The 537-nt window shown below is 36.5% G+C and carries 1 protein-coding gene; it reads left to right on the top strand.

The annotated features are described in order from the left end of the window. Positions 1-341 precede the first annotated feature (341 nt). Positions 342-530 carry a hypothetical protein gene (locus ACTWQB_RS17415; protein WP_443140295.1) on the top strand — a complete coding sequence of 63 codons (189 nt, stop codon included), beginning with the start codon at positions 342-344 and terminating at the stop codon, positions 528-530. The last annotated feature ends 7 nt before the right edge of the window (positions 531-537 follow it).

The following is a 537-nucleotide window of genomic DNA, read 5'->3' as shown; positions in this document are numbered from 1 at the left end:
AGGTGTATCGTGATTCTATAACGCTTTACAAGTTATTGAGTCAATCCAAAACGGATATTCAAAAATGGTGTGCTGAAATGTGGGCTCAACTTTGGAATGTCTATGACTTCAATAAAGACGTTGTCGTATCAAGTGAGCTTGATTTTAGTTGGCCAACAGATGATGTGAGCGAATACTTTAAAAAGAAAATATATCATAATGCTGGTGTTCTCAATGATCACCAGCCATTATTTTTTAAAGGCAAGTACACGCATAAAAAACCATTTCATGATTCATTTAATCACGTTGATGCAACCAAAGCATCCATTAAATATGTTGAAGCGATACAGGAGGTGGCGAATATGGCCAAAGCAAAATATGAAGTGATCGAAAGCTTTCGAGATTTAGAAGAAGATAAAGAATACTTCAAAGGTGATCGTTTCCCGAAACCTGCCAATAAGAAGGTAAGTCAAGAACGATTAGATGAATTATCTTCTTCTCATAACAAAGCAGGACGACCATTAATTAAGAAAGTCGAAGAGCAGGGATAAGCCTGCT

The organism is Piscibacillus sp. B03 (genome assembly GCF_052246295.1).
GTDB lineage: Bacteria > Bacillota > Bacilli > Bacillales > Alkalibacillaceae > Piscibacillus.
The sequence above is the reverse complement of the archived record's forward strand: the minus strand, read 5'-3'. Positions and strand labels throughout refer to the sequence as shown.

Bases quoted from the DNA above. Each gene is read 5' to 3' on its own strand.
- ACTWQB_RS17415 (WP_443140295.1), top strand. From the start codon at position 342: ATGGCCAAAGCAAAATATGAAGTGATCGAAAGCTTTCGAGATTTAGAA.